Below are 20,780 nucleotides of genomic sequence, written 5' to 3'. Positions count from 1 at the left end.
AATGACATAAGAGTAATCTTAAAAAGCCTGCTCGTAAAAATTAACGGCTTCTTTACTTTCTAAAAGCGTGTGCCCCATCAGAAACTCGTCAACCTTGCGGGCAGCCTCACGACCTTCTGAAATAGCCCAAACCACCAGCGATTGCCCTCTGCGCATATCACCGCAAGCAAAAACCTTATCTACGCTGGTGCTGTAAATGCCTTCTTTGGCTTTTACGTTTTTGCGCTCATCTAACTCTACGCTCAACTGCTGCAGCATACCATCATATTGCGGATTTAGGAAACCCATTGCCAGGAAAACACGCTGGCAAGGTATCTCGCGGTCAGAGCCCTCAACCTCGCTAAACTTGGTTGGGCGGCCTAAAAAGTCCGTCTCCCAACTCACATCTGTCACTTTCAATGCACGCAGGTTCCCGACTTCATCGCCTAAAAATTCTTTAGTGTTGATACCAAAGTGGCGTGTGCAGCCTTCTTCATGCGAACTGGTTGTTTTCAGTAACATAGGGTAGCTTGGCCATGGCATAGCACCTGTGCGTTGTTGTGGCGGCTGCGGCATAAACTCAAACTGCAGAATAGACTTTGCACCCTGGCGGTTTGATGTACCCACGCAGTCAGAACCGGTATCGCCGCCACCTATCACTACTACATCTTTATCTTTTGCCGTAATATCTTCGCCTGCGACAGCAATGTTACTCACGCGTTTGTTTTGCTGTTTCAGAAAATCCATGGCGAAATGGATACCTTTCAGTTCCCGCCCGGGGATATTAAGGTCACGTGGAATGGTTGACCCGCCGGCTAAGACGATGGCGTCGAAATCTTCAACCAATTGCTGCGCGTCGATGTCTTCACCTACCTCTGTATTGCAAATGAATTGAATGCCCTCGGCCTCCATCACTTTTAAACGGCGGTCGACAACGTCCTTCTGTAGCTTAAAATCTGGAATGCCATAACGCAGCAAGCCTCCGGGGCGGTCATCACGTTCATAAACCGTAATCTCATGCCCTGCTTTACTCAACTGAGCGGCCGCAGCCAATCCTGCCGGCCCCGACCCTACCACAGCTACTCTCTTTCCGCTTTTGATAAGCGGGGCCATTGGTTTCACTAAGTTTTTTTGATAAGCTATTTCGATAATGTGCTTCTCAATTTCTTCAATAGTGATCGCGGGTTTATTGATTCCTAAAACACAGGCAGATTCGCATGGTGCCGGGCAAATGCGGCCAGTAAATTCAGGAAAGTTGTTTGTAGATGATAGGATCTCATATGCTTCTTCCCATTGTTTATTGTATACCGCATCGTTAAACTCGGGTATGATATTGCCTAACGGGCAGCCCGAATGGCAAAACGGGATACCGCAGTCCATACATCTTGCAGACTGCTGGTTCAGCTTTTCGGGCGAATACATACCTACAAATTCTTTATAGTCTTTCACCCTTTCAGCAGGCGGTCTTTTAGCGGGCAGTTCTCTGTTAAATTCCTGAAATCCGGTTGGCTTTCCCATAATTATTCGCTTATGCTGTGATATTTCTTTTCTAACAAAACCTTCTTGTATTCTTTAGGGAATACTTTTACAAAACTATTAGTAGCGATTGTCCAGTTGGCTAAAAGATGCTTAGCCACTTCACTACCTGTAAGGCTATGGTGCTTTTTTAATAACGTGATGATACGGTCTTCATCTTTAGGCGTGAGTTTATCCAGATCAACCATCTCCTGATTGCAATTTGCTGCAAACCGGTGCTGCGGGTCATATATCCAGGCAATGCCGCCACTCATGCCGGCAGCAAAGTTGCGGCCTGCGTCGCCTAAAATAAGCGCGAAACCACCCGTCATGTATTCACATCCGTGGTCGCCTACGCCTTCTACAACAGCTGTGGCGCCAGAATTACGTACGGCGAAACGCTCTCCTGCGCAACCGCGCACAAATAGCTCGCCGCTGGTAGCACCATACATGGCTACGTTACCGATGATAATATTATTTTCGGGCTGATACGTTGCAGATGCCGGCGGATAGATTGCCAGTTGCGCCCCCGACAGGCCTTTGCCTACGTAATCATTTGCCTCGCCCTCCAGTTCAAAGGAAATGCCTTTGGCTGCAAATGCGCCGAAACTCTGCCCCGCGGATCCTTTGAATTTGTAATTGATGGTATTGTCCGGTAATCCGGCGGAGCCATATTTTTTAGATATTTCGTTTGATAGTAGCGTACCTAAAGTACGGTCGGTATTTTTTAATTCGAACGTATGGAAAACAGGCGTTTTATCTTCCAAAGCGTGTTGCGCTTTGTCTAATAACTGCCAGTCAATGATCGCATCCATTCCGTGGTCTTGCTGTTCACTGTTATAAAGCGTATTGCCTTTTACGTTTTGCATAGGGTGCAAAATCGCCGAAAGGTCCACTGTCTTCGCTTTCCAGTTATGAATATCGTCCTTTGCACGGAGAAACTGCACGCGGCCAACCATCTCATTTATTGTACGGAAACCAAGGCTTGCCATGATCTCGCGCATATCCTCGGCCAAAAACTTAAACAGGTTTACAATATGCTCCGGCTTACCGCTGAATAGCTTCCTCAATTCGGGGTCTTGCGTGGCCACACCTACAGGGCAGGTATTTAAATGGCATTTACGCATCATGATGCAGCCACCTACCACAAGTGCAGCAGTGGCCACACCCCATTCTTCGGCACCCATTAAGGCAGCAATTACTAAGTCGCGACCTGTCTTCATTTGGCCGTCGGCTTGTAAAACTACGCGGCTGCGAAGTTGATTGCGGACTAAAGTCTGATGCGCTTCTGCCAGGCCGAGTTCCCAGGGCAAACCGGCATGTTTGATAGAGCTTATGGGCGATGCACCTGTACCGCCGTCGTAACCCGCTATCAGGATCACGTCCGCGTGTGCTTTTGCCACACCCGCCGCAATAGTACCTACACCTGCTTTAGAAACCAGCTTAACGTTAATACGTGCGGCTCGGTTAGCATTCTTAAGGTCGAATATCAATTGCGCCAGATCTTCGATCGAATAAATATCGTGGTGTGGCGGGGGCGATATCAAACCAACACCCGGGGTTGAGTGGCGCGTTTTGGCAATCCACTCATCAACCTTATGACCGGGCAATTGGCCGCCCTCGCCAGGCTTGGCACCTTGTGCCATCTTAATTTGCAATTCATCGGCATTGGTCAGGTAATTTGATGTTACACCAAACCTTGCTGATGCTACTTGCTTTATAGCAGAGCGCATAGAATCGCCATTTTCTGACACTTTGTAGCGCATTTCATCCTCGCCCCCTTCGCCGGTATTGCTTTTGCCGCCAATACGATTCATGGCAATGGCCAGGGTGCTATGTGCTTCGTGTGATATCGATCCGAAAGACATGGCGCCCGTCGCAAAACGCTTCATGATGCTTTCGGCAGGTTCCACCTCATCGATGGAAATTGCCTGGCGGTGATAAGTGAAGTCTAACAGCCCTCTGATGGTGAAGTGCTTTTCAGTTTGCTCGTTTACAAGGCGGGCATAGTTTTTATAAACCTCGAAGTCATTGGTACGGGTAGCGTGCTGCAACAAATGCACAGTTTGCGGATTAAACAGGTGCTGTTCGCCGCGGCGTTTCCATTGGTAGATGCCACCCTCCTGCAGTAAGCGTGTTTCGCCTTTTGAGTGGTTAAAGCCCATACGGTGTTTGCCCAATGCTTCTTTGGCGATCTCATCAAGCCCAAGCCCTCCAATACGTGTAACCGCCCCGCAAAAATATTTGCTGACAACTTCCTGGTTAATACCCAGTATCTCAAATACTTGCGAGCCGTGATAAGACTGTAAGGTTGAAATACCCATTTTAGAAAATATTTTTAACAGACCATCACATATAGATTTTACATAATTTTTAAATAAGGCATCTGTTTTTAGATCCGTTTCTAAATTGCCGCTTATCTTCAAGTTCTCGATGGTCGATAGCGCCAGGTACGGATTGATAGCGCTTGCGCCGAATGCCAGCAAAGCAGCGAAATGATGGACTTCCCAGGCATCACCAGCTTCAACAACCAAACCTACCGCGCCACGGTTACCCAGTTTGATGAGATGGTGATGCACGGCAGATGTTGCAAGCAAGGTTGGTATTGGCGCATGCTCGGAATCTATTGCACGGTCTGACAAAATCAGTACTTCAAAACCGTCAGCAACAGCATCTTCTGCGTAGCGGCAAAGCCTTTCCAAAGCTTTTTCTATCGAACCGGGTTTGCCGTCTGCCTTAAAATAAGTTTGCAGGGTTTTGGCATGAAACACTCCTGTATCTATACTGCGCAGTTTCTCCAACTCATAATTGGTCAAAATGGGCTGCTTTAATTTTACACTGTGACAGTGCATCTTGTCCTCGTCGAGCAGGTTGCCATTGTTACCAATAAAGGTAGCCAGGCTCATTACCAACCGCTCACGAATAGGATCTATCGGCGGATTAGTTACCTGAGCAAAAAATTGTTTGAAATAACTTGACAGGTGCTGCGGCTTGTCTGACAATACTGCCAGCGGCACATCTGTGCCCATAGAGCCGATAGGTTCTTTAGCATCGAGCGCCATTGGTTTAATGATCACGTCGATATCTTCGCGGCTATAACCAAATACCTGCTGATAACGGAAAACAGAATCGGGCGAGAGGCTGGCGAAAGCTAAACGCGGCTCGGCAAGTTCTTCCAACCTTATCTGGTAATTCTCCAGCCAGCGATCATAAGGCTGCTGTGATGCAACCTGCATCTTGATCTCTTCGTCGGTAATAATGCGGCCTTGTTCTGTATCAACCAAAAGCATTTTACCCGGCTGTAAGCGGCCTTTGCTGATCACCGTACTTTCGTCTATCTCTAAAACCCCGGCCTCTGACGCAGCAATGATGCGCTGGTCGTTTGTGACCGCGTAACGTAAAGGCCTAAGTCCGTTACGATCAAGTAGCGCCCCTATCAGTTTACCATCTGTAAATGTAATGGCGGCCGGGCCGTCCCAAGGCTCCATCAGCGTAGCATGATATTCATAAAACGCCTTTTTGATGGGGTCCATCTGCTCGTTGCCATCCCACGCTTCGGGTATGAGCATCATCATTACATGAGGTAACGAGCGGCCGGAATGCAGCAGGATTTCGATGATATTATCAAGGCATGCAGAGTCCGACTGGTTATTGTCTATCAGCGGCAGCAGCATTTCCATTTCCTCTGGCGAAAAGTAGGCCGATGTTAGCGACTTAACGCCCGCGTAAAACCAGTTTAAGTTACCTGTGAGCGTATTGATCTCGCCATTGTGAGCTATTAACCTGAATGGCTGCGCTAGTTTCCAAGATGGAAATGTGTTGGTTGAGAACCGTGAATGTATCATTGCAAAGCCCGATACCACCCGCGGGTCGTTCAGGTCGCTGTAATATTTACGCAGCTGGTAAGTGGTAAGCTGACCTTTATAAATAATTGTTTTGCTCGACAGCGACGTAAAATAGAATTGGTCTGCAGATGTACCAATTGTTTCGCTTGCTGTCTTATTAATATAGCGGCGCAGTACGAAAAGCTTACGCTCAAATTCTTCAGGAGTGGTTATTGACTTAGGCTTCGATATAAATAGCTGTTCCACATCAGGCTCTGCCTGGCGGGCTGTTTCGCCCACACTGCTGTTATCTACCGGCAGCGGGCGGTAACCTAAAACCGGCATACCAAGTTTCTTTGCGGCTTGTGCAATTATTTCGCGGCAAGCTGCTTTGTCAGCATTATCCCTGGGGAAAAATACCATACCTACTCCATAGTTGCCCGCTTGTGGCAAACTCATCTCCAGGTTGAAACATTCTTCCATCAGAAACTCGTGCGGAAGCTGGATAAGGATGCCAGCCCCATCGCCTGTTTCAGGGTCGCAACCGCAGGCGCCACGGTGCTCCATATTTTCAAGCATCGTTAGCGCATCACGGACTATCTCGTTTGACCTTATACCATTGATATTGGCGATAAAGCCAGTGCCGCAAGAGTCGTGCTCAAATTCGGGGCGGTATAATCCCTGCTGATGTTCGTCAGTTAATGCCATGAGTCAAAAAACCGTTTTTGAATAGGTCTGTAATCCGAAGTTAGTGAATTGATATTTTAATAAAAATTACCTACTTATTTTTAAAATATCCTTAAAAATTAAAAGAACGAATACTTGGATTGTAAGGATATGGAAATTTAATGACTTGATAATTACAAATCTTACAATCGTATTCAATCTTTTTAATGATGCAATTGTTAAAATGTAATTTTGCAGAAACTTCAAACTACATGCCCGGCACAAACAAAGCAGTATTTTTAGACAGAGATGGCGTTCTGAACCGCGAAATGGGCGATTACGTTTGCCGTGTGGAAGATTTTCACATCCTCGACAATTTTGAAGTATTGAAAGATTTTCAGGATCGCGGTTACATGCTTATCGTAGCAACCAATCAGGGTGGGCTGGCTAAAGGTTGGTACAACGAAGATCAGCTGGCCGAAATGCATGCTCATTTAAGACAGAGCTATCAAGAAAAAGGTATTGAGTTCACGGATATATTTTATTGCCCGCACCACCCGGATTTTACCGGCGATTGTGACTGCCGTAAACCAAAGCCCGGAATGCTGTTAAAGGCGATAGATAAGTACGACATAGACCCTGCCATATCCTACTTTATCGGCGACCGCGAACGCGATGTGGAAGCAGGCACCAAAGCTGGTGTTAAGGGTATTTTGATAGATAGCGATCAGCCAATCAGTTCAATAGCGGATCAAATCTTATAGCGATGTTGGCACCCAGCTTCGTAAAACATATCGACTCTTCTATTGCTGCGATCATAGGTTTTGTTGTTGTCTACCTGTTTACACGCCATAGCGGTGTGGGCGTATCGCCCGATGCGATTATGTATATCAGTACGGCGCGAAACATCCATGACCACGGTACGCTCAACTTTTTTAACAACCAGCCTATAGTAGATTTCCCGCTGGGTTACCCGATATTTTTAGGGATTATCTACCTCATTACCGGCGTCGACCCTATAATGACCGGTACAGCGCTGGATGGTATCTTATTCGGCACGCTGATACTTTTAAGCGGCATCATCATTCAGGCATACGCGCCAAAGGCGATCATTTACAAATGGCTTATGCTGGCTGCAATATTGTTAAGCCAGGCGCTGCTGCAGGTTTATACCTATTTATGGTCAGAAACGCTTTTTACGGTTTGGATATTGGTGTTCTTTTTTGCCTTTAACAATTACCTTGACAAGCGTACAGTTAGCGCTTTAATACTGGCCGCTTTCGTTGCGGCAATAAGCGCGGTGATCAGATATGCCGGAGTAACGGTGATCGCCACGGGTGGATTGATACTTTTATTTGACGACGCGATACCGCTTAGAAAGCGCTGGAAAGCCATCATCATTTACTCAATAATTTCCTGCAGTTTACTTATTGCGAATCTAGTGCGCAACCGCATTTTAAGCGGTAACAGTACCGGCCCGCGCGAAAAATCAATAACCGGTTTCGCAGATAACCTCTCCTATTTCGGAGCGACCATAGCAAACTGGTTAACACTCCCGGAACTATTGAAACCGGCAAATATCATTACTGCAGCCGCCGTTTTCATAATTCTGTTTGCTCTGCTAATTTATCTGCTGATAAAAAGAAAAGCTAACAAATTAGTTACGCTGGCAACAGCATTCGCTGTTGTTTATGGTTTGTTTATCGTCGTGTCATCCACATTTTCAAGATACGAGCAGATCAATAACCGCTTGCTATCACCGATGTATATTTCACTATTTATCGCACTCACCTGGTGGATAATAAGCGTACCTGTTTCATGGAAGCCACTTTTAAAATGGGCGTTATATTTACCGCTGATAGCCATCATTTTATGGACAGAGTTTAGATTGTACCAAATAGATTACCAGCGTTATGATGATCAATACGATTATGGTATGCCGGGCTACACAGACGATAGCTGGAAAGAATCGGGAATGATCAATTATTTAAAAAGCCACCGTCAGTTCTTTAAAACTGATGTGCCGATCTATTCCGACGCGTACGAAGCGGTTTATTTCTTTACCGGCGAGCGCACTGTTAAATTGCTTCCGCATGTTTACTTTGATAACGACATCGATCAGTTTTACCAGTTGCCCCATTACTACCTTATTTGGTTTAAAGATTTGGCAAACCCCGAATTGATTGGCCTGAAAGATATTCGTCAAAAACAAAACTTAAAGCTCGTAATGCACTTTAATGATGGCGATATTTATCAGTATGATGTGCCCGAAAGGTAACAAGCCTGAAACATCATTTTGATTTAACGAATTACTGTATATATTTGCGGCAGCTCACCACAAGTTTGCTATAAAATGAAGGATTTATATACACACCAATTGCATCTGCATCATCACCACCATGTGGTGTTGAATTAATTGTGTTGTTTCTACGCGAAACGTGTATCCTTTATTTATTTTATAGCTTAATAATCTTCCAATCTTGAAAACATTAAAAATAGCGATCCAAAAATCGGGTCGGCTTAACGAGAAATCTGTTGAACTGCTAAAAAATTGCGGGCTCAACTTCGAGAATTACAAAAGTTCGCTGATATCACCTGTATCAAATTTCCCTTTAGAAATTCTCTTTCTTCGCGATGACGACATTCCTGAATATGTGCAGGATGGTATTGCCGATTTAGGCATCGTAGGCGAAAACGTGATCCAGGAAACCGAAGTCGAGGTTGCTTACCTGCAAAAACTGGGTTTTGGGAAATGCTCATTAAAGATAGCCATTACCAATAACAGCGATATTGAGGATATTAAGCAACTGGAGGGTCGCTCCATTGCTACCACTTATCCTGTTATCCTTGACAAATTTTTAAAGGATAACAGCATTAGCGCTGATATACGCACCATTTCGGGCTCTGTAGAAATATCACCGGGATTAGGTTTGAGCGATGCGATTTGCGACTTGGTTTCGACTGGCGGGACACTTAAAAGCAACGGATTAAAGCCATTTGCGGATGTAATGTCGTCGGAAGCGGTATTGATAGGCCGCAAAGGTTCTGAAAATGAATTGCTGATTCAGGAATTGATACAGCGCGTACAATCAGTATTGAGGGCGAAGGAAACTAAATATGTAGTGCTGAATATCAATCGCGACAATCTTGATAAAGTTTTAGACCTGCTTCCGGGCGTAAAAAGCCCGACGGTTGTTCCCTTGGCAGAAGCAAACTGGGTAGCAGTGCATACCGTTATCCCCGAACGCGATTTTTGGGAACGGATTACCGGTTTAAAACAAGCCGGTGCGCAGGGAATTGTAGTAATGCCGATAGAGAAGATAATATTGTAATTTTTGTCATTGCGAGGCACGAAGCAATCCCAGCATAAAATTGTCCTTTGAGATTGCCGCGTCGCTTCGCTCCTCGCAATGACATGATTGTTAATAATGAAAACATACAAATACAGCGACTTAAGCAAAACAGATATCACAACATTGGTTCAACGTAATGTTGATCCGGCTAACGAGATCCGCCAGGTTGTTGAAGATATCATTGCAAACGTACGCGACAACGGTGATGCTGCTTTGTATAGCTACGCCGCGCAATTTGATAAGGTGGATCTTGATAAACTGTACCTGGATGGTAGCGAGATAGCTGAACTGGCTTCGACGGTTTCCACAGAACAAAAAGACGCACTAAAGCTTGCTTACGATAATATTTACAAATTTCACCAAACCCAATTAAAGGCTGAAGAGAAGGTTGTGACCATGCCCGGCGTTATTTGCTGGCGCGAAAACCGTCCAATCGAAAAGGTTGGTTTGTACGTGCCGGGTGGCTCGGCGGTGCTGCCTTCTACCCTGCTGATGCTCGGCATTCCGGCGCGTATTGCGGGTTGCCGTGAAATTGTGGTTTGCTCGCCGCCGCAAAAGGATGGTAAGATAAACGCCTTCATTGCTTTTGTTTCTACACTTTTAGGGATCGACAAGATTTATTTAGTTGGCGGCGCCCAGGCTGTCGCTGCTATGGCTTACGGAACTGAAAGTATCTCGAAAGTTGATAAGATATTTGGCCCCGGAAACCAGTTTGTTACAAAGGCCAAGACCATCATCCAGTCAACCACGCTTGCGGCCATTGACATGCCGGCAGGGCCATCCGAAGTTTTAGTAATCGCCGATGAAACCTCAAACCCGATTTTTATCGCTGCAGACCTGCTTGCACAATGTGAGCACGGACCCGACAGTCAAGCCGTTTTGGTGGCAACTTCTCAGCAAATTATTGATAATGCAATTGCCGAAGTAGAAAAGCAGATTAGCACGCTTCCGCGTGCTGAGATAGCCGCAAAGGCTATCGCTAATTCGTATGCTATCCAGGTCGATGATTTGAGCCAGGCTATAGACTTCAGCAATCTATACGCGCCGGAGCATTTGATACTGGCGACTGAAAACTGGCAGCAAATAACTGATAAGATCATAAACGCAGGCTCGGTGTTTTTAGGTAACCTGTCGCCCGAAAGTGTTGGTGACTATGCATCGGGCACCAACCATACCTTGCCAACCAGTGCTTATGCAAAAGCCTACTCGGGTGTATCGGTCGACTCGTTTTTAAAGAAGATCACCTTTCAATATATCAATAAAGAAGGCATTATTAACATTGGTCCGGCGGTTGAACTGCTTGCGGAACTGGAGGGACTAGATGCGCATAAGAATGCGGTGAGTGTGAGGTTAAACAGTTAATATGAAAAGCATCGTGGTTATATTTTCATGTTTGATTATTTTATCCTGTAACAGGCAACCATCCAAAAATTTATCTAAGGTTCCGAGAAACATAAAACCACAACGGGGCAAATTAAAGACCTTCAAGCCATATTATTTGGCTGAAGGTTATTTAGTTATTGATACAGGAGAATTTGAAAATGGGCCGATGGGCGGAACGTACGCGATCGTAAGAAATCGTCAAAACATAGTAGACACGATATCTTTGGGGTATGGCATAGAAAGAGTAGCACCGGGCATTTTCTTTTATGAATTGTTAACGATGTCCAAGTATGATTTTGAGGCGTCAGATAAGCGGAAAAATTTTTTGTTTTTAAATCTGTCCGATTATGTCATTACAGATAAAAATATCAAAAAAAGATTAAAGGATATTGCTCCAAATTTCGACAATTATTTTTCATCCCCAAGCGTTATTAACGGCAATATTTACTACTGGCAACATACTAAAAGTGATTCTATTGGCAAGGAAAAAATTTTTGCATCAAAGCTGGATCTTGCAACCAGGCAAACCAAAAGTATTTATTTGTATGATGATGATATGGGAACTGATGATAGCGGTTATTTTCTCGATCCCTATCTAAAAAACGACACTATATATTATTACGGTGGCGACGACAAAATTAAAAAGTTCTCCGTCGATTTTAAGCCATACAATTAACGTCCTGCGACTTTCAATATTGGTAATTTATCATGTTCGACATAAATAAAATTCTTCGCCCAAACATAAAAAACCTGGTGCCTTACTCATCCGCACGCGACGAGTTCAAAGGCGAGGCCAGCGTTTTTCTGGATGCTAACGAAAATGCCTACGGTTCGCCGTTAGAGCAGCAATATAACCGCTACCCCGATCCGCTGCAGCATAAAGTAAAGCTGCGTTTAAGCGAGATCAAAGGTGTTCCTGCACGAAACATCTTTTTAGGAAACGGCAGCGATGAGGCCATCGACATTCTTTTTCGTGCGTTTTGTAATCCCGGCATTGATAACGTGATACTGGTACCACCGACTTACGGAATGTATGAAGTGTCGGCAAATATTAATGACGTTGCCACCAAGAAAGTGCACCTTACTGAAGAATACCAGCTTAACCTGGAAGGTATAGCCGAGGTTATTGATGAACATACCAAACTGATTTTCATTTGCTCGCCAAATAATCCTACAGGTAATTCCATAAATCGCGATGATATCGAAACCCTCCTCGCAAACTTTAATGGCATTGTGGTCGTCGATGAGGCATATATCAATTTCAGTCGGCAGAAGACCTTTATTCAGGAACTGACAGAATACGCCAATCTGGTAGTATTGCAAACATTATCAAAAGCATGGGGCCTGGCCGCCTTGCGTGTAGGTATGGCATTTGCTAGTCAAGAGATCGTCGAAGTGATGAATAAGGTTAAACCGCCCTACAACATCAATGAAGCTTCGCAGCAGCTGGCATTGCAGGCCTTACAGAATACTGATCTCGTAAACCTTTGGATCAAAGAAACTTTAGCGCAACGGGATAATCTTGTTCTTCAACTGAAAAACCTCGAATTTGTAGTGGACATCTACCCGTCTGATGCCAATTTTATCTTGGTTAAAACTACAGACCCTAACGGCATTTACCGGTTTTTAGTGGAGCATGGTATCATTGTTCGTAACCGTACTAGTGTGGAGCTTTGTGAAGGTTCGCTGCGAATAACAATAGGTACGCCCGATGAAAACAAAAAATTATTAGAAACTTTACAGCAGTATAGATGAGCGGCTTAAAGAAAATATTATTTATTGACCGGGACGGTACGCTGATAAAAGAAAGCGCAGACCAGCAGATCGATTCTTTTCACAAGCTGGAGTTTTACAATAAAGCCCTGCAATACTTGCCACGCATCGCTCAGGAACTGGATTTCGAAATGGTGATGGTAAGCAACCAGGACGGTTTGGGAACCATAAGCCACCCGGATGAAAACTTTTGGCCGGTGCAAAACCTGGTCATCAAAACGTTTGCAAATGAAGGCGCTGTATTTTCCGCCGTTCATATAGACCGCACTTTCCCAAAAGATAACGCCCCTACACGCAAGCCGGGCACGGGAATGTTGACCGAGTATTTTGACGATGCAAAATATGACCTGGCCAATTCTTTTGTTATTGGCGACCGTAAAAACGATGTGTTGCTGGCAAAAAATTTAGCCTGTAAAGCCATTTGGCTAAATAACAATAGTGGCCTAGGCAATGCCGAATTTTCTGCTGAAGAAAATGCGGCCATTAAGCAAACTGTAGCCCTGGAAACTACCGACTGGCAAAAGATATACGAATTTCTTAAGCTGGGTGAAAGGGTAGCCGAACGCCGTCGCACCACTAAAGAAACTGACATCTATATCAAGATAAATTTCGATGGCACCGGCGAGGCAAAGGCAAAAACCGGGCTGCATTTCTTTGATCACATGCTGGATCAGATCGCACGTCACGGCAGTATTGATCTGGAAATTGACGCCAAAGGTGACTTGCATATAGATGAGCACCACACTATAGAAGATACAGCAATTGCTTTAGGCGAAGTATTCGCTACTGCGTTAGGAGATAAGCGTGGTATTGAGCGTTATGGTTTTTGCCTGCCAATGGACGATTGCCTGGCGCAGGTTGCGATAGATTTTGGCGGTCGCAGCTGGCTGGTTTGGGACGCTGATTTTAAACGCGAAAAAGTGGGCGATGTGCCGACAGAAATGTTTTATCATTTCTTTAAGTCGTTTAGCGATGCGGCTAAGTGCAACCTTAATATCAAAGCCGAAGGACAAAACGAACACCATAAAATAGAGGCAATATTCAAAGCATTCGCCAAAGCCATTAAAATGGCCGTACGTCGTGACGCGAATAATATGGTAGTACCGAGTACAAAGGGCTTACTTTAGAAAGTCTAAACAAATTTGTCATTGCGAGGCACGAAGCAATCTCAGCATAAAATTGTCCTATGAGATTGCCCCGCCGCAAGCGGCTCGCAATGACAAGATGGATATGGAAAATATTAGAAACCATAATAAGGATTCCGCCTCTGGCGGCATAGGTATTATCAATTACGGCGCCGGTAATATCTTCTCGCTTACTTCTGCGTTAGACAGGCTGGGCATCAGCTATGGCATGATTAACCGCGAGGAAGATTTTGATCAGTTTGATCGCTATATAATTCCTGGTGTAGGTCACGCAGGTGCTGCCATGGCAAAGCTTCAACAAACAGGATTAGTGCCTAAAATTAAATCGCTCACCAAGCCAACTTTGGGTGTATGTGTTGGCATGCAATTGCTTACTGCCCACTCAGAAGAAGGTGACGCCGATCTTTTAAACATCATCCCTGTTAAAACTTTGAAATTTAAAGACACCGAAGGTTACAAAGTACCTCACACGGGATGGAACAACGTTTCGCAGCAACAAGACAATCCACTGTTTGCAGGCATACCCAACGGTACACATTTTTATTACGTGCATTCATATTTTATAGAACATACAGATGCATATACTTTAGCATCAACAAATTACATCGATAAATTTTCGGCATCAATTTGGTATAACAATTTTTATGGCGTTCAATTTCACCCCGAAAAATCGGGCGAGTACGGTGAAATGCTGTTAAAAAACTTTTCAAAACTTTAACCTATGTACATCATTCCGGCAATAGATATATTAGATAAAAAAGTGGTGCGCCTGCGCGAGGGCGACTATAACCAAATCACCAATTACGATGTCACGCTTGAAGAAATGATAGAGCGGTATCAATCGCACGGCACCAACTTTATCCACATCATAGATCTTAACGGCGCCAAAGGCGATTTCAGCAACCAGGAATATCTGTTTAATATCATCAAAAAAACAGATATGAAGGTACAATACGGTGGCGGCGTGCGGACAATCGAAAAAGTTAAAGAGTTGATCGGCGCCGGCGTCCACAGGGTTATTGTCGGCACTCAAGCCATTACAAACCCCGCTTTTTTAGGTGAGTTGAGTGAGGCGCTGTGTGTGAAAGAGAAACAGGCAAACCAGGTAGTTATCGCTATTGATGTGTTAGACGAAGTGATCAAATATTCGGGCTGGATGGAAAGTTCGCCCGTTAAATTGATCGATTATGTAGATAAATGCTTGTCTTTAGGCTTTTTTAGATTCTTATGCACCGATATTGACAAAGACGGGAAATTGGGTGGTGCCGGGATTGAACTTTACGAGAAATTGCTCGACCACTCCCCTTTTATAAAACTGATCGCGTCCGGCGGTGTGAGTTCTATGAAAGACATAGAACAATTAAACAAAATTAGGGTGGAAAGCTGTGTGGTTGGAAAAGCCATTTACGAAAACCGGATCACCATAGAAGAAGTGAAAAACTGGAACTTGCAGGCTTTGGTATCTATATAATGCTTGCCAAACGAATCATTCCCTGCCTTGATGTAAAGGATGGCCGCACTGTTAAAGGTGTAAACTTTGTTGACTTGCGCGATGCCGGCGACCCCGTTGAACTGGCATGGAACTATTCGCATCAGGGTGCCGACGAACTGGTATTTCTGGATATAACCGCGACCCACGAGCGCCGCAAAACAATGGTCGATTTGGTTAAAGCCGTTGCCAGGCAAATAAACATTCCGTTTACCATTGGCGGAGGCATCAACGAGATCGCAGATGCAGACGCGCTATTAAATGCGGGGGCGGATAAGATTTCGATCAATTCTGCAGCAGTACGCAACCCGCAATTGATAGATGATCTGGCAAAAGCATTTGGGGTGCAATTTGTAGTTGTAGCGGTTGATACCCGACACGACGGTAACAGCAATATTGTTCATCTAAACGGCGGCCGCGTGCCCACAGATAAAGAAACTTTAAGCTGGATTAGAGAAGCTGAGAATCGTGGTGCGGGCGAAATCCTGCTTACTTCTATGGATCACGATGGCACAAAAGCAGGGTTTGATAATAATCTGCTAAAGGTGGTTAATGACGCGGTAAATATTCCGGTTATTGCTTCCGGTGGTGCAGGCACCGTGCAACACTTTGTAGATGTGTTTGAGAAAACGAATGTGGACGCGGCGTTGGCTGCTTCTGTGTTTCACTACGGCGAAATATTGATACCTGACTTAAAGACCACGCTTAGCCAACACAACATTAATGTTAGATAATAATTTCAATGCAAATAGACTTTAATAAAGCCGGCGGACTTGTGCCAACCGTTATACAAGACGCGCAAACCTTAGAAGTGCTGATGGTGGGCTATATGAACGCCGAAGCATATGATCAAACGGTTAAAGAGCATAAGGTCACGTTCTTTTCGCGTACTAAGAACCGCCTGTGGACAAAGGGTGAAACAAGTGGTAATTTTTTGCATGTGCAAAGCATTGATATTGATTGCGATAACGACAGCCTTTTGATCAAAGTAAAACCCGATGGGCCAACCTGCCATACAGGGTCGCGCAGCTGTTTTAATACCGGTTATAACCAAAACTTTATCCTGAAATTAGAACACATTATTGCCGACCGCTTTGACAACCCGGTTGAAGGCTCCTATGTGAATAAGCTGCACGGCAAAGGCTTAAATAAAGTTGCGCAAAAAGTGGGCGAAGAGGCGGTAGAGACGGTTATAGCTGCGCTGGCAGAAACTGATACCGACTTGATCAATGAGTCCTCAGATTTGGTTTTTCACCTATTAATGCTCCTGCGCGAAAAGGGTTTAACCTTAGAGACCATTGCTAAGAACCTTGAGGCACGCCACGCTGTAAAGGCACCCAAAAGCGGGCACTGATCTTAAATGGAAGCCAAATTAGCCTTTGAGCTTAGCGGGCATCAGAACCCGATATTTGCTGCGTCACTTTCACAAAAGCCAGGCATCTTATTTACTGCAGGCAATGACAAAGGACTGGTAGAATGGAGCTTAGCTAAGCAACAATTTATTAAAGTGATGTTCCCGGTGCGGGCGTCTGTCTATGCTATTTGCTGCCCCGAAGGTTTGCCACTAATGATTACCGGGCTTCGCAGCGGCGAAGTTCTAGTTTTCAACTTTATTGAACAAAAGGTAGTTATGCAATTGAGGCATCACACCAAATCAGTATTTGATATTAAATACCTTGCCCACAAGAAAGAATTGCTGATCGCATCCGAAGATGGCACCGTTTCCATCTGGGATATTAACAAGCTAAATCTGCTGCACGTATTAAAAGTTTCTGCGGATACGGTGCGCTCAATCGCTATTTCACCTGATAATAAACTTATGGCTTTAGGCTGCCGCGACAATATTGTACGTATTTACCACACCGAAGATTATTCATCTGTGGCGGAATTAACGGGTCACACCATGGCGGTTTTTACAACAGAATTTAATAATACAGGCCAGTACATTCTTTCGGGGGCACGCGATGCGCAAATCAAGATTTGGGATGTGAATACTTTTGAGCCGGTTAAAAATATTCCTGCGCACCTCTTTGCGATAAATCACATAATGCAACATCCAACCCGGCCATATTTTGCCAGCGCCAGTATGGATAAAAGCATTAAGATATGGGGCAGCGACGATTTTAAACTATACAAGATCATCAGCCGCGAAAAAGGATATCCAAGTCACCATTTATCGGTCAATAAACTTGCATGGAACGGCGATCAGCTCATCTCTGTAGGCGACGACAAATTGGTAAAAGTTTGGGATATCGGCTTTTAAGCAAAACGTTTAATAATGCGCAGCTTGTGCGTATACTTCTTAAACTCTTCAGAATAGATGCCCTGCGTGTCGATATGCTCGATCTTAACACGCCCCGATGAATGTATGATCTTATCCTGGCTCATCAGGATGCCCACGTGGGTGATGCGCCCCTCATCATTGTCAAAAAATGCAACATCACCGGGCTTAACTTCGGCTAAAAAATCAACTGTTGAGCCTTCTTCGGCTTGCAGGTAAGCATCTCTTTTAAGGTTGATCCCTTGCTGACGGAAAACAGCCTGCACCAATCCCGAGCAGTCTATGCCAAAGTGTGTTCGGCCACCCCAAAGGTAAGGTGTGTTTAAGAATGTTTGCGCTAGCGATAAGACATCGCCTTTGTTAGCGTCAACGTTACTAACATCATACTGCTCAGTCGCCAATGCTAATTTATTTTCATTAAGCCCGGACAGAGAACTGCCAAAAGGGATATAGATCAACGAGCCATCGCTCTGTTTTACCAGGGCGCTAACCGGCTTTGTTGTAAGCACATTGCTATTTTGGTAACTATCATAAGCAACGGTATCAGCTAAAGTTACCTGGTTGCGGCTGATCCAGCCCTCGTACCCATCGTGCAGAGCACTCACGTACACCCAGTTCTTCTGCTCACCTTCTGTATGCGGAATTAGCTGGTAAATTTCACCAAAGAGCAGTTGCGAAACCATTTCGCTTTTCTCTGAAGGGGCCGCCCGCATCGGGATAATAGGTAATGTGCAAATGCCGTATTCCATAGGGCTAAGTTATAGAAACAAGAAGTAACGGACAAGAAGCAGGACAAAGGCAAACCTCGAGAAACAAAAAAGGGAACACAAATTGTGTTCCCTTTAAATATCAACTCCCTCTCTTTCGGAGACGGCTGAGGTGAGGCTATTACTCGCCCATGTGCAGCCAATCTTTCTTGGCCAGCAGTTCTTCCTTGCTTTCGCGAATATCTTCGTCGTCTACGCAGCAGTCAACAGGGCAAACAGCAGCACACTGCGGTTCGTCATGGAAGCCAACACACTCTGTACATTTGTCCGGAACTATGTAGTAAATATCGTCGCTTAACGCAGCCTGTGTCTCGCCGGCATCAAGGGTATTGCCATCGCCAAAGTCTATCACACCCCTTAAACCGGTGCCGTCAGAAAAGCGCCATGTAGCACCAGCATCATAGATGGCATTGTTAGGGCACTCGGGTTCGCAAGCTCCGCAGTTTATACATTCATCGGTGATTTTAATCGCCATATTATTCTTAAAGTCTTATATTCTCAGTTACCTTTGCAGCCGCAAATATAACAAAAAAGCCCGTTAAGGGTTTCAACATACTTCGCCGTAATGTCAGCCACAGATAAAAATTACCTCGTACAAGCCTTCAGCCAGTTGGGTAACAGGCTTTTATTGCCCGATGATAACTTGTCGTCGCTTATTCAAAACGAGGCTTTTCGTAATCCTTGGTTTACGACAGAAAACGTTGAGCATGCAATCACAGCAACAGGCAAAATGCTCAATGAAGCAGACTTGCAGCAATGGTTACACAGTTTCGATATAAAAGACCACGTACCTAAAAAAGTTGGCCTCATCCTGGCAGGAAACATTCCGCTGGTAGGGTTTCACGATATCTTGTGCGTATTGGCCAGCGGCAACACCGCGCTAATCAAACCATCATCGCAAGACGACCGCCTAATTAAATATGTTCTTCAGTTATTATTTGAGATCGCACCGTTACTAAAAGATCGTGTCATTTATACTGACCGGTTAACCGGTTTCGACGCCGTGATAGCCACCGGCAGTAACAACACCAGCAGGTATTTTGATTATTACTTCGGCAAAGTGCCGAATATCATCCGTAAAAACCGCAACAGTGTGGCTTTACTTACGGGTTTTGAAGCCGCCGAAGATTTTGCAGCGCTTGGTCATGACATATTCGACTACTTTGGTCTGGGGTGCCGCAACGTATCTGCCTTGTTGGTGCCTAAAGATTATAAATTCGATTCCTTTTTTGAGGGGATACAACAATTTGAGACTGTTGCTATGCACAGTAAATACAACAATAATTACGACTACAATAAAGCCATTTACCTGGTGAACCGCGACAAACATCTCGATAATGGCTTTTTGCTGTTAAAAGAAGATGAACGTATAGCCTCGCCCCTTGCGGTGGTTTATTTTAGGTATTATGAAACCCTTGACGATGCGATAACCATCCTTCGGGAACAGGAAGACCAGATCCAGTGTGTTGTGGGTAAAGTTGCAGGTGGAATTAGCAACCAGGTGGTCGACTTTGGTAACAGCCAGGCACCGCGTTTATGGGACTATGCAGACGGTGTAGACACCATGCAATTCTTGTGCAGTCTTTAAAATAACAATATCTTTGGGCATGTACATCATTAAAGTAAAAGGCGTAGCCAAAATACCTGATTATGTACAATTGCGCGACGACAAGTTCACTTTGCTGGCCTACTTTAGGGTAGACAGGCCCGAGAAATCGTTGGACAAGATAGGTTTGGCTGACAAGGCCGAGCAGATCATGAGCCTGGTGAATGAACTGCCATTTGGCCGCATATTAAAACTCGAATTGTAAGATGATTGGAAATTCTATTATAAAACTACAGGGCGTCGATATTTTTCAGCAAAAGCACCTGGTGCTTTCAAACGTCGACCTGCATATAGACAAAGGCGATTTTGTTTGGCTGATCGGTCAGACCGGCTCTGGTAAAAGCAGCTTGCTTAAAGTGATCTACGGTGACCTGCCTGTTTCTGCCGGCGACGCGCACGCGGGCGGCTATCAGTTGAAGAATTTACCATCAAAGGAGGTGCCGTTTCTGCGCCGCAAACTGGGTATAGTTTTCCAGGATTTTCAGTTACTGACAGACCGTACCGTTGAGCAAAACCTGGAGTTTGTGATGAAAGCCACCGGCTGGAAAGACAAGGCAGAAATTGCCAAGCGCACGCTCGACGTGTTGGAAAAAGTGGGCGTTCGTTCTAAATTAAAAAAGATGCCTCATGAGCTTTCGGGCGGTGAACAGCAGCGCGTGGTTATTGCCCGTGCATTGATCAATGACCCTGAAATCATCCTGGCTGACGAACCTACGGGTAACCTGGACCCTGATACATCCGAAGAGATCGTAATGCTGCTGAAACAGATCAGCCAGTCAGGCACCGCTGTGCTGATTGCCACACATGATTACCATATCATACGTGCTTTTCCATCGCGTATCATCAAATGCGAAAACGGTAAAGTATTGGAGGATGTTCAGTTTAATTAGTGGGAGTTTTTAATAGCAATCGTAATAAGACCAGTTTCCTGAACTGACACTACTACCTTATAGTTGCCAGATGGCATATTACTACTGCCACGCTGCCACTGCAACTTTT

General features: G+C 44.9%; 19 protein-coding genes. 15 read left to right on the top strand and 4 right to left on the bottom strand.

The features are described from left to right. Window positions 1–18 precede the first annotated feature (18 nt). The gene (locus tag GO620_RS06205; protein ID WP_157523614.1) at window positions 19–1,497 is read right to left on the bottom strand and encodes a glutamate synthase subunit beta; all 1,479 of its coding nucleotides are present in this window, start codon (window positions 1,495–1,497) and stop codon (window positions 19–21) included. 2 nt (window positions 1,498–1,499) lie between these two features. Then, window positions 1,500–6,026: a glutamate synthase large subunit gene (gltB, locus tag GO620_RS06200; RefSeq protein ID WP_157523613.1), complete on the bottom strand. Its 4,527-nt coding sequence runs from the start codon at window positions 6,024–6,026 to the stop codon at window positions 1,500–1,502. A gap of 188 nt (window positions 6,027–6,214) precedes the next feature. On the opposite strand from gltB, the gene GO620_RS06195 reads away from it, so the two are divergent. The 12 genes from GO620_RS06195 (at window position 6,215) to GO620_RS06140 (ending at window position 17,390) form a co-directional block, all read left to right on the top strand. After that, window positions 6,215–6,748: a D-glycero-alpha-D-manno-heptose-1,7-bisphosphate 7-phosphatase gene (locus tag GO620_RS06195; protein ID WP_244139470.1), complete on the top strand. Its 534-nt coding sequence runs from the start codon at window positions 6,215–6,217 to the stop codon at window positions 6,746–6,748. A 2-nt stretch (window positions 6,749–6,750) separates the two neighbouring features. Further along, window positions 6,751–8,262, top strand: a complete 1,512-nt coding sequence (locus GO620_RS06190; RefSeq protein ID WP_157523612.1) for a hypothetical protein — start codon at window positions 6,751–6,753, stop codon at window positions 8,260–8,262. 202 nt (window positions 8,263–8,464) lie between these two features. Continuing rightward, entirely contained in the window at window positions 8,465–9,316 is an 852-nt protein-coding gene (gene hisG, locus GO620_RS06185; protein ID WP_157523611.1) for an ATP phosphoribosyltransferase, read from the top strand. 96 nt (window positions 9,317–9,412) lie between these two features. Then, complete coding sequence (hisD, locus tag GO620_RS06180; RefSeq protein WP_157523610.1) at window positions 9,413–10,699, top strand: histidinol dehydrogenase; 1,287 nt, start codon at window positions 9,413–9,415, stop codon at window positions 10,697–10,699. 1 nt (window position 10,700) lies between these two features. Then, complete coding sequence (locus GO620_RS06175; RefSeq protein ID WP_157523609.1) at window positions 10,701–11,396, top strand: hypothetical protein; 696 nt, start codon at window positions 10,701–10,703, stop codon at window positions 11,394–11,396. A 32-nt stretch (window positions 11,397–11,428) separates the two neighbouring features. Next, window positions 11,429–12,475 carry a histidinol-phosphate transaminase gene (gene hisC, locus GO620_RS06170; RefSeq protein ID WP_157523608.1) on the top strand — a complete coding sequence of 349 codons (1,047 nt, stop codon included), beginning with the start codon at window positions 11,429–11,431 and terminating at the stop codon, window positions 12,473–12,475. Continuing rightward, window positions 12,472–13,620, top strand: a complete 1,149-nt coding sequence (gene hisB / locus GO620_RS06165; protein WP_157523607.1) for a bifunctional histidinol-phosphatase/imidazoleglycerol-phosphate dehydratase HisB — start codon at window positions 12,472–12,474, stop codon at window positions 13,618–13,620. The genes hisC and hisB overlap by 4 nt, the downstream gene beginning before the upstream one ends. Window positions 13,621–13,723: 103 nt before the next feature. After that, complete coding sequence (hisH, locus tag GO620_RS06160; RefSeq protein ID WP_157523606.1) at window positions 13,724–14,356, top strand: imidazole glycerol phosphate synthase subunit HisH; 633 nt, start codon at window positions 13,724–13,726, stop codon at window positions 14,354–14,356. 3 nt (window positions 14,357–14,359) lie between these two features. Next, complete coding sequence (locus GO620_RS06155; RefSeq protein ID WP_157523605.1) at window positions 14,360–15,109, top strand: 1-(5-phosphoribosyl)-5-[(5-phosphoribosylamino)methylideneamino]imidazole-4-carboxamide isomerase; 750 nt, start codon at window positions 14,360–14,362, stop codon at window positions 15,107–15,109. Next, window positions 15,109–15,861 carry an imidazole glycerol phosphate synthase subunit HisF gene (gene hisF / locus GO620_RS06150; protein ID WP_157523604.1) on the top strand — a complete coding sequence of 251 codons (753 nt, stop codon included), beginning with the start codon at window positions 15,109–15,111 and terminating at the stop codon, window positions 15,859–15,861. The genes GO620_RS06155 and hisF overlap by 1 nt, the downstream gene beginning before the upstream one ends. Before the next feature lie 8 nt (window positions 15,862–15,869). Next, window positions 15,870–16,481 (top strand): bifunctional phosphoribosyl-AMP cyclohydrolase/phosphoribosyl-ATP diphosphatase HisIE, encoded by a 612-nt coding sequence (hisIE, locus tag GO620_RS06145; protein ID WP_157523603.1) that lies wholly within the window; start codon window positions 15,870–15,872, stop codon window positions 16,479–16,481. A 6-nt stretch (window positions 16,482–16,487) separates the two neighbouring features. Further along, window positions 16,488–17,390 carry a WD40 repeat domain-containing protein gene (locus GO620_RS06140; protein ID WP_157523602.1) on the top strand — a complete coding sequence of 301 codons (903 nt, stop codon included), beginning with the start codon at window positions 16,488–16,490 and terminating at the stop codon, window positions 17,388–17,390. On the opposite strand, the gene GO620_RS06135 is transcribed toward GO620_RS06140, so the two are convergent. Further along, complete coding sequence (locus tag GO620_RS06135) at window positions 17,387–18,157, bottom strand: C40 family peptidase (RefSeq protein ID WP_157523601.1); 771 nt, start codon at window positions 18,155–18,157, stop codon at window positions 17,387–17,389. The genes GO620_RS06140 and GO620_RS06135 overlap by 4 nt on opposite strands. Window positions 18,158–18,296: 139 nt before the next feature. After that, window positions 18,297–18,650, bottom strand: a complete 354-nt coding sequence (locus tag GO620_RS06130; RefSeq protein WP_157523600.1) for a 4Fe-4S dicluster domain-containing protein — start codon at window positions 18,648–18,650, stop codon at window positions 18,297–18,299. 90 nt (window positions 18,651–18,740) lie between these two features. Here GO620_RS06130 and GO620_RS06125 point away from each other — a divergent pair, with 90 nt between their 5' ends. The 3 genes from GO620_RS06125 to GO620_RS06115 are packed head-to-tail and all read left to right on the top strand — an operon-like array spanning window position 18,741 to window position 20,671. Further along, complete coding sequence (locus GO620_RS06125) at window positions 18,741–19,763, top strand: acyl-CoA reductase (RefSeq protein ID WP_157523599.1); 1,023 nt, start codon at window positions 18,741–18,743, stop codon at window positions 19,761–19,763. A gap of 19 nt (window positions 19,764–19,782) precedes the next feature. Continuing rightward, window positions 19,783–19,986, top strand: coding sequence for a fructose-6-phosphate aldolase (locus tag GO620_RS06120; protein WP_157523598.1), 204 nt, complete (start codon window positions 19,783–19,785; stop codon window positions 19,984–19,986). A gap of 1 nt (window position 19,987) precedes the next feature. Continuing rightward, window positions 19,988–20,671, top strand: coding sequence for a cell division ATP-binding protein FtsE (locus GO620_RS06115; RefSeq protein ID WP_157523597.1), 684 nt, complete (start codon window positions 19,988–19,990; stop codon window positions 20,669–20,671). Window positions 20,672–20,780 lie beyond the last annotated feature (109 nt).

Origin of the sequence: Mucilaginibacter ginkgonis, from assembly GCF_009754905.2 — a bacterium.
In the GTDB taxonomy this organism is placed as follows: Bacteria; Bacteroidota; Bacteroidia; order Sphingobacteriales; family Sphingobacteriaceae; genus Mucilaginibacter; species Mucilaginibacter ginkgonis.
This window is presented reverse-complemented; position numbering and strand designations above follow the sequence as displayed.